This window comes from Methylobacter sp., assembly GCF_023227905.1.
Taxonomy (GTDB): domain Bacteria; phylum Pseudomonadota; class Gammaproteobacteria; order Methylococcales; family Methylomonadaceae; genus Methylobacter_A.
The window spans coordinates 51,289-60,378 of record NZ_JALOCF010000022.1 but is presented as its reverse complement, the minus strand read 5'-3'; the positions used below and the strand labels follow the sequence as shown (position 1 = coordinate 60,378).

Here is a 9,090-nt window from a genome sequence, read left to right as displayed (position 1 = left end):
TAGCCTTTAGCCTTTAGCCTTTAGCCTTTAGCCTTTAGCCTTTAGCCTTTAGCCTTTAGCCTTTAGCCTTTAGCCTTTAGCCTTTAGCCTTTAGCCTTTAGCCTTTAGCCTTTAGCCTTACGGCAAATACAGTTTAAACCTAGCTCCGCCAAACTGGCTATTATTGTCGGTCACAATAAAGCCCCGCTTGTCGCCATTGGCATGCAACTGCGCAATGGTTTCGGTAAAAAACAATCCCAGGCCTGTATTGCCATTTGCCAGATCAATCTGGGGGAGTTGTTTGTGATCGGACGACATCAAGCTTTCCGGATAGCCTTTGCCGTCATCTTCAATGCAAAACACAATATAATCATCTTCCGGGGCTACAGAAAGCAGGATTTTGCTCCGGCAATAGCGCTGTGCATTATTGACCAGCGTACACAGGGCGTTGCTGATCAGGGTGCCGTCGCAGTAACAAAACAGGTCGTCATTGCATTCGGTAAGGAGCTGAACGTTGCTTAAGGATAATAAGGTCGATTGCTGGGCGACAACATCCTCCAATATATCAACGGCGCTATGCTCGTCTATAGACAGGTAAAATTGGGATGATTCAATTTTATAAAGCGTCAATAACTGCATGAGGCAGTTGTTCATGCGATTGGTTTCAAATTCCAATTGCCTGAATTCAGTGGGTTTCGGCTCCTGGCAGGCATTTTCCAATTGGCTGAGGAGCGCCCGAAGCGCTGTCAACGAATTCTTTATGTCATGCACCGAGGAGGCTAGAACGGCGGGGAAACCGATTGAAAGCATTTGAGTATTAGACATTTGGATGGGCTACTGGTCGTTTTGGTATTGAGCGGCGTCCAGCTCTGCTTGCAGGCTGCCGATTTGATGGTGAGGTATGCCGATTTGGACGGCTTTATTGATATAGGACTGGGCGCTGATGATTTTTTCGGGGCCGGATTTAGATGTTTTAATGTCATGAATAATGATTTTTATCATATTCAATATGATCGTTTGATTATTAGGCATTTTGGCAATGGCCTTTTCAAAAACGGCGAGAGCGCCTTTAGTATTGCCTTCCTGGAACAGGCTGACGCCTTTGTTGTTGATGTCGACCAGTTCTTTTTTTATGCGCTGAATCAGTGTTTCTGCGTGGTTTTCGCCGATGACGGTATTGCACACGGTGACGATGTCTTTGATAAAAGATTTGTTATCAATATTGGTCTTGATTAAATCATTAAGAATCTCATCGCAGATTTCGCCATTCCCATTCAGGTAAAAAACCCTGGCTATTTCCAGCCGCAGTTCTTTGGATGCCTGATTGTTAAATTGCTCGTTCAGCTTAAATAATTTTTCATAAGCTTGTTGGGTCAGGGCCTTGTTGCCTTTTGTATGATGAATCTCGTTTTCCAGCAGCGCAGCCCTGAGCTTTGCTTCGGGATCATTTTGAGACTGCTGGTTCAGCTCATACAATATCTTTAGCGCCTCGTTGGCGGCATTACTTTTTAGATGAACATTGGCTAGGCCCGAGTAGTCGGCGGGTGAGCCATGTATGGAGTTTTTGCCCAATTTAATGGCGGCCGCGTAGGCTTTTTTTGCAACAACCAGGTTTTGGGCTTTGTCAGCCAGCACAGCCAGCTTTTTTTGCCTTAAAATGGACAGAGGCGAAAGCGTAACGGCTGAATTGAGTGAGGTTACCGCATGCTCATCGTTACCTGCGGATTCGTGCGCTTTTACCAGCCAGTCATAAGCCTCCAGCATTACCGGATATTGTTCGATAAGTTCCTGAAAGGTCTTAATGGCTTGGTCATGGTAACCGAGAAAAAAGGCTACAATACCCAGTCCCAATCTGGCCCAGGGAAGCTCCCTTTCTGCCAGGATATTCTGGTAAATGGCCTCGGCCGTCTTAAGATCGCCAACCTTAATGGCTAGTTCGGCATGCAGTTTCAATAATGGCATGCGCATTTTTTTATCGTCCCGCTGGAGCAGTTGCTCGCAATTATGTATGGCTTGGTAAAGATTGCCTTTATCTATTTCATCTTCAATGCTGGCTAGGTATGTCTTGCGGGCATGGCATCTTTCAATGCGGTTTAAGAGCTGTTGCTGGTTAAAAGGTTTAATCAGATAGTCATCGGGCTTGTTGTCAATGGCGCTGAGCACCATTTCCTGGCTCTGTTCGCATGTCACCATGATAAAGATGGCTTTAACCGGCAATAACTTAAGGTGCCGGGCCTCTTCCAGAACCTGCTGGCCGTTTTTTCCTCTGAGCAGATTGTAATCGCAGAGCACAATATCAAACCGGTCAATTCTCATCGCCGTTATTGCGTTGATGCCAGATTCCGCCTCAACAATAAACCGGGCGCCAAATGAACCCAGTATGTGTTTGAGGGTTTCGCGCATGATCGGTTGATCTTCGACGACCAATATTTTTTTTGACGCAAGTTTTATTGCCATAAAAATTAATCTTATATTTCATCTGTTCAGTTTGGGCTTGAAAAAAGTCGATACGCCCTCATATCGGCGTTAGTCTTAATAATTGATCAGGATTAATAAAAAATGACTGTTGAAGCAAAAAAAGAAACTCTAGGATTTGAAACTGAAGTTAAGCATCTGTTGCATTTAATGATCCATTCATTATATAGCAACAAGGAAATATTTTTACGCGAATTGATTTCCAATGCCTCGGATGCCGCGGACAAGCTGCGCTTTGAGGCGCTGTCCAACGACGGTCTGTATGAAGGCGACAGCGAGCTGAAAATCCGCCTAGAATACGACAAAGACAAGCGCACTATCACCATTATCGATAATGGCATCGGTATGACCCGTGCGGAAGTGCAAGAGCATATCGGCACTATTGCCAAATCAGGCACTAAACAGTTTTTTCAAGCATTAACCGGCGACCAGGCTAAAGACAGCGAACTGATCGGTCAATTCGGCGTGGGCTTTTACTCGGCATTTATCGTTGCCGATAAAGTCACTTTAACTACCCGAAAAGCCGGTGCCGACAAGAGCGAAGGCGTGCGTTGGGAATCGGCAGGGGAAGGCGATTACACCCTCGAATCCGTAGAAAAAGCCAAGCGCGGAACCGAAATCGTGCTGCATTTGAAAGAGGATGAAAGCGAGTTCCTGGACGGCTATCGTATCCGCTCCATCGTTAGAAAATTCTCCGACCATATTTCCCTGCCTATCGTGATGGACAAAGAAGTCATGCCGTCTATGGGGGATGAAGAAGGCGAAGAGAAAAAACCGGCGGAAATCGTCGAAGAGACCATTAACTCGGCTTCCGCCTTATGGACCAAAGCCCGTCAGGAGATTACCGATGAGGCGTATAACGAATTTTACAAACATGTAGGCCACGACTACCAAGACCCGTTAACTCATGTACACAGTAAAGTCGAAGGCTCCAATGAGTATACTTTGCTGCTTTACGCGCCTTCGCATGCGCCGTTCGACCTGTGGGACAGAGACGCTAAACATGGCGTAAAGCTTTACATTCGCAAAGTGTTCATTACCGATGATGCCGAACAGTTGATGCCGCGTTACCTGCGTTTTATCAGAGGGATTATCGACGCCAACTCCCTGCCGCTGAACGTATCGCGGGAAATCCTGCAACAAAGTAAGCAAATCAGCACCATCAAATCCGGCGCCGTCAAAAAAGTGCTGGGCATGCTGGAAGACTTGGCCAAGACTGAGCCGGAAAAGTACGAGAAGTTCTGGTCTCAATTCGGCCCGGTTATCAAAGAAGGCCCGATTGAAGATCATGCTAACAAAGAACGCATTGCCAAATTGCTGCGCTTCGCTTCAACACATACTGATACCGATAAACAGGATGTGACTCTGGAAGCTTACGTCAGCCGCATGAAAGAAGGGCAGGACAAAATTTATTATGTCACCGCAGACAGTTTCTCGGCGGCAAAAAACAGCCCGCATTTGGAAATTTTCCGCAAAAAAGGCATTGAAGTTTTATTGTTGTCGGATCGTATCGACGAATGGCTGGTATCCAATCTGGACGAATTCGACGGCAAGCATTTACAGTCTGTCGCCAAAGGCGATCTGGACTTGGGCGTCTTGGATACAGAAGAGAACAAAGAAGCTCAGGAAGAAGTGAATAAGGATTTTGAAGCCGTACTCAAGCAGATCAAAGACGTACTGGGCGAGAAAGTCAGCGAAGTGCGCCTGAGTCATCGTTTAACCGAATCCCCCGCCTGTCTGGTTGCCGATGTTTACGGCATGAGCCTGAATATGGAAAGAATCATGAAAGACGCCGGACAAGGATTGGGTATGGGCATGGGCAGAAAGCCAATCTTCGAACTTAACCCGACTCATCCATTGGTGGCCCGCATGAAAGAAGAGCAAGATGACGGCCGCTTTGCTGACCTGGCTCATATCCTGTTCGACCAGGCCATTCTGAGCGAAGGCGGCCAGCTCGATGACCCGGCGGCGTTTGTTCATAAGTTGAATGGGTTATTGCAGGGCTTGTTGCACTAATCGCTTTAAAACGAAAAAGGCTGGAGAGTATCCAGCCTTTTTTGTGCGTGGCGGCTTTCTCAGCAGGCCCCATTATCAAGAGATGAAGCAAAGTTTTAACGCTTCACATATACATTGATTTAAAAAGTCTGGATAATTCCCGGCCTTATTCATGTTCTCAAATTTCTATGGACTTCAAATTAATCAATACGGACGGCCATGCGCGGCGCGGCCAGCTTACGTTTGCCCGCGGCATCGTCGAAACGCCCATTTTTATGCCGGTCGGTACTTACGGGACGGTCAAATCACTGACGCCCGATGAGCTGACCGGCATTGGTGCGCAAATTATTCTGGGCAATACCTTTCATTTAATGCTGCGTCCGGGCATGGATGTGGTCAAGGCGCATGGCGACTTGCATGGCTTTATGCATTGGGACAAGCCGATATTGACCGATTCCGGCGGCTTTCAGGTGTTCAGTTTGGGCGCGTTACGGAAAATCACCGAACAAGGCGTGACCTTTAAATCGCCGATCAATGGCAGTTCCATTTTTATGGGACCGGAAGAGTCGATGCAGGTGCAGCGTGATTTGGGTTCGGACATCGTGATGATCTTTGATGAATGCACGCCGTATCCCGCGACGGTTCATGAGGCGGCCGATTCGATGCGCTTGTCGTTGCGTTGGGCGGCGCGCAGCAAGGCGGCTCATGAGGGCAACGGATCGGCGTTATTCGGCATCGTGCAGGGCGGAATGTATGAGCATCTGCGCGAGGAGTCGATAGCGGGTTTGGTGGATATTGGCTTTGACGGTTATGCGATCGGCGGCTTGTCGGTCGGCGAGCCCAAGGAAGAAATGATGGCGACGCTGGATGTGGTGCATAGCAAGATGCCGGCCGATAAACCGCGCTATTTAATGGGCGTAGGTACGCCGGAAGATTTGGTAGAGGCGGTTAGGCGCGGTATCGATATGTTCGATTGCGTGATGCCGACCCGCAATGCCCGTAACGGACATCTTTTCACTACTTTTGGCGTGGTGAAGATCAGGAACAGTCAATATGAATTCGATACCGGCCCGTTGGATGAATCCTGCGGCTGTTACACTTGCCGGAATTATTCAAGAGCCTATTTGCGGCATCTGGATAAATGCAAGGAAATGCTGGGTTCGCGGCTCAACACTATACATAATCTATATTATTACCTGAGCTTGATGCAGGGTTTGCGGGATGCGATTGAAAGGCAAGAGCTGGATATTTTTGTCAAGCAATTTTACCAACAACGAGGAAAAGCCATGCCGACTGTGGCATAATGGCTAAATTTTTAATTACGATACTTTTTATAATAATAGCCCCGAGGATAACCATGAGTTTTTTAATTTCTGATGCGGTAGCCGCAGCTGCTCCCGTCGCCCAACAACCCGGCATTGAAGGCATGATATTCCCACTGGGTATCTTGGTGTTTTTTTACTTTTTGTTTTTGCGTCCACAATCCAAGCGAGCTAAAGAAAAGAAAGAAATGATCGCGGCGATGACTAAAGGCTCTGAAGTGGTCACTTCGGGAGGTATTTTAGGTAAAATTGTTGAGCTGGATGAAAATTTCGTCAAGCTTGAAGTCGGCGACAATACCTTTATTCAGGTGCAGCGTCATAGCATTGAGACCATGATGCCGAAGGGAACTTACAAAGCGATCACTAAAAAGGTCACTAAAGTTTAATGTCATCGCGTGTAGGGTGGGTAGAGCGTTAGCGAACCCCATCAATAATCATAAAATCATATGATGGGTTTCACTGCGTTCTCCCCATCCTACGCGACACAGTTAAATTGTTGGAATAACACATGCAAAACCATTATCCACTTTGGAAAAATCTATTGGTCCTGATCGTTTTTGTGGTCTCGGCTATTTATGCGTTGCCGAATTTATATGGCGACGATCCTTCTGTTCAAGTGGCATCGACACGCCCTGCAAAATTAACGCAGGAACAGGCAAATCAGGTCGAATCTACAATTAAAGCGGCCGGATTTAATATAAAGGCGTTTGAGTTTAAAGACGGTCATATTTTAGCCCGGTTTAACAATACCGATGATCAGCTTAAAGCGGCCGATTTGCTTAGGGATAAAATGGGCGATGATTATAACGTCGCGTTAAATCTGGCGCCTACCACACCTGCATGGCTGAGGGCTTTGGGCGCGGAAGCCATGTATTTGGGTCTTGATTTGCGCGGCGGGGTGCATTTTCTAATGGAAGTGGACATGGATGCCGCCGTTAAGCAGGCGGAAGAGCGTTACAACGACGATGTCCGTCTGGCGTTAAGAAACGAAAAAATACGTTATCAATCGGTTTCTAAAGACAGCGGATTCATTAAGGTCAAGCTGAATTCTGCTGACGACAAGCCGGCGCTGCTGAAACTTCTGAGTAAGGACTTTCGTGCACTGGAAGTCACCGAACCGAATGAGCAAGACCAGGTCTGGTTGAAGCTCTCTGAAAAAGAAGTGCGCGAAACCAAAAAGTTCGCTGTTGCGCAAAATATGACGACCTTGCGTAACCGTGTCAATGAATTAGGCGTCTCCGAGCCGGTGATTCAGCAACAAGGCGAAAACCGCATTGTGGTGCAATTGCCGGGTGTCCAGGATACGACTCGCGCCAAGGAAATTCTCGGGACCACGGCGACGCTGGAATACCGCCTGGTTGATGTTGAGCACGATGTGCAAAAAGCGGTCGAAGGGCATGTCCCGGTTGGCAGTCGGTTATATTATGAAAGAAACGGCAACCCGATTCTGTTGGATCGCAGGGTTATCGTAACCGGCGATCAAATCGTCGATTCCTCTTCCGGTGTTGATCAGGACGGCAGGCCTTCGGTTAATATTTCCCTAAACGGCGTCGGTGCAGCCAAAATGGGTAAATTAACCCAGGCTAACATCGGCAAGCCAATGGCGGTGGTATTCATCGAATATAAAGTTGAAACCAAAGTTGTGAACGGTCAAAAAGTCCGTCATAAAGAGAAAGTTGAAAAAGTCATCAATGTCGCAACTATCCAGGGCGTTTTCAGTCATCGGTTCCAAACTACCGGTTTAGACAGTCCGCAGGAAGCGCGTAATTTGTCGTTATTGTTGAGAGCGGGTGCGTTGGTGGCCCCTATCGATATCGTCGAAGAGCGCACCGTCGGCCCAAGTTTGGGTCAAGAAAATATCAGCAAAGGCGTTAATTCCAATCTTTATGGATTCATAGCGGTCGCATTTTTCATGATCATCTATTACCGCATATTCGGTCTTTTTTCCATCGTTGCGTTGAGCATGAACGTGTTGATGTTGGTTGCGGTGCTGTCCCTGCTGCAAGCCACGTTAACGCTGCCCGGCATGGCCGGTATTGCGCTAACCGTGGGTATGGCCATCGACGCCAACGTGCTGATCAACGAACGGATACGCGAGGAGCTCAGGCTCGGCATGACACCTGGCGCCGCCATTTATGCCGGTTATGAACGGGCTTTCGCGACTATCATCGATTCCAATATCACCACCTTGATTGCCGGCATCGCGTTATTCATGCTGGGTTCCGGCCCTATCCGCGGTTTTGCGCTAGTGCTGTGTATTGGGATTTTAACTTCCATGTTCAGCGCGGTTGTTGTATCGAGAGCGTTGGTCAATCTCGCCTATGGCGGGCAGCGTAAGTTAGATAAATTGGCTATCTGAAGATAGCATTCGAGGATTTAATGGAACTTTTTAAAATTAAACACGATATTCCGTTTATGCGCTATGGTCGGATTACCACGACCATTTCGCTAGTTACTTTTATTTTGGCGATACTGGCCTTATCTTTCAAAGGGCTTAATTTTGGCCTGGACTTTACCGGCGGCCTCCAAGTCGAAGTCGGCTACAATCAGCCAGCTAACGTCGAAGCTATTCGAAAAGTATTGGAAGATCAAAAAATACCCGAATTTTCGGTGCAGAATTTCGGCAGCGTAAAGGAAATATTAATCCGTGTGCCGATGCAGCCTGAAACCAACGACATCAAGTTGAGCGAAGTGATATTGGCAAAACTGAAGGAGCAAGATCCCAGCGTCGTGCTGCGTAGCGTCGAGTTTGTCGGACCGCAAGTCGGCAAGGAATTGTTCGAAAGCGGCGGGTTGGCGCTGCTGCTGGTTGTGGGGGGGATTATGGCTTATTTGGCTGTCCGCTTCGAGTGGCGTTTCGCCTTGGCGGCTATTATCGCCAACATGCACGACATCGTGATTATCCTCGGCATGTTCGCGTTTTTTCAATGGGAATTCACGTTGTCAGTGTTGGCCGGCGTATTGGCGATATTAGGCTATTCGGTCAACGAATCGGTCGTGGTATTCGACCGGGTGCGGGAAAATTTCCATAAAATGCGCAAGGCGAGCGTTCCCGAAATGATCGATAACGCCATCACGACGACGATGTCTCGTACCGTTATTACCCATTTTATGACGCAAATGATGGTGCTGGCGATGTTCTTCTTCGGCGGAGAAGCGCTGCATAATTTTGCGCTGGCGTTGACTATCGGCATCGTATTCGGCATTTACTCATCGGTGCTGGTCGCAAGTCCTATCGTATTATGGTTGGGCGTATCGAGAGAAGACTTGATGTCGGTAAAAAAAGAAAATGCCGAAATCGACAATTTGCCTTAGCGTT

The 9,090-nt window shown here is 47.7% G+C and carries 7 protein-coding genes; 5 read left to right on the top strand and 2 right to left on the bottom strand.

Annotation, left to right across the window (positions count from 1 at the left end; genetic code table 11):
- Positions 1-117 precede the first annotated feature (117 nt).
- Positions 118-804, bottom strand: a complete 687-nt coding sequence (locus M0R47_RS10760) for a HAMP domain-containing sensor histidine kinase (protein ID WP_292554297.1) — start codon at positions 802-804, stop codon at positions 118-120.
- Positions 805-813: 9 nt separating this feature from the next.
- Entirely contained in the window at positions 814-2,436 is a 1,623-nt protein-coding gene (locus tag M0R47_RS10755; RefSeq protein WP_292554294.1) for a tetratricopeptide repeat-containing response regulator, read from the bottom strand.
- A 102-nt stretch (positions 2,437-2,538) separates the two neighbouring features.
- Here M0R47_RS10755 and htpG point away from each other — a divergent pair, with 102 nt between their 5' ends.
- The 5 genes from htpG (at position 2,539) to secF (ending at position 9,086) form a co-directional block, all read left to right on the top strand.
- Positions 2,539-4,470, top strand: a complete 1,932-nt coding sequence (gene htpG, locus M0R47_RS10750; protein WP_292554291.1) for a molecular chaperone HtpG — start codon at positions 2,539-2,541, stop codon at positions 4,468-4,470.
- A 167-nt stretch (positions 4,471-4,637) separates the two neighbouring features.
- Positions 4,638-5,753 (top strand): tRNA guanosine(34) transglycosylase Tgt, encoded by a 1,116-nt coding sequence (gene tgt, locus M0R47_RS10745; RefSeq protein WP_292554288.1) that lies wholly within the window; start codon positions 4,638-4,640, stop codon positions 5,751-5,753.
- Positions 5,754-5,806: 53 nt separating this feature from the next.
- Positions 5,807-6,157, top strand: a complete 351-nt coding sequence (gene yajC, locus M0R47_RS10740; protein WP_292554286.1) for a preprotein translocase subunit YajC — start codon at positions 5,807-5,809, stop codon at positions 6,155-6,157.
- A 122-nt stretch (positions 6,158-6,279) separates the two neighbouring features.
- Positions 6,280-8,130, top strand: a complete 1,851-nt coding sequence (secD, locus tag M0R47_RS10735) for a protein translocase subunit SecD (RefSeq protein WP_292554283.1) — start codon at positions 6,280-6,282, stop codon at positions 8,128-8,130.
- 20 nt (positions 8,131-8,150) lie between these two features.
- A complete protein-coding gene (gene secF, locus M0R47_RS10730; protein ID WP_292554280.1) occupies positions 8,151-9,086 on the top strand; it encodes a protein translocase subunit SecF in 936 nt (311 codons plus the stop codon).
- The last annotated feature ends 4 nt before the right edge of the window (positions 9,087-9,090 follow it).